This window comes from Pseudomonas sp. 05T35 (genome assembly GCF_056396605.1).
The window spans coordinates 1-524 of the sequence record NZ_JBFTLU010000926.1; the positions used below are offsets into that span (position 1 = coordinate 1).

At 57.1% G+C, this 524-nt stretch carries 1 pseudogene; it reads right to left on the reverse strand.

The annotated features are described in order from the left end of the window. Positions 1 to 111 precede the first annotated feature (111 nt). A pseudogene (locus AC1DH9_RS30725) lies at positions 112 to 524 on the reverse strand (methyltransferase); the annotation flags it as partial.

The following is a 524-nucleotide window of genomic DNA, read 5'->3' on the forward strand; positions in this document are numbered from 1 at the left end:
GCACGTAGTTGATGAGCAACACGGCCACCACCGCATGCAGGGCCGTTACGAATAACCCGGTCACGGCAAAACGCAGGCCACGCTTGATCAGGGCTGATTTTTCGGCTGAGGTCACGGTTTCTGCGCCAGCACGAACACCGTCAGACCCGCCAGGCGGTTCGCGCCCATGAACGGACGTTCGATACTGCACAAGGTCTTGAGCAGCGTATTGACCAATGGATGGTGCTGCTTGAGTTGCGAGCGTGGCGACGAAGGTTGTGCGCCTTGGGACAGCAACCGCAGGGTCGCTGCAATCGGGAACACCGCGCCGAAATAATAAGCCCCCTTCTTCACTATCAAACCGGAGTCCCTGGCCACTGCTTCCATTTGCGCCAAGGTATAGCGCCGTTTGTGTTCAAGAAAGTCATCGTGCCCACTCCAGAGAAACTGAAACGCCGGCACGGTTATCAGGAAACGACTCCCGGACGGGACTTTATCGACGTACGCCTTGAGTAACCCGACATCGTCATCGACATGTTCCAGCA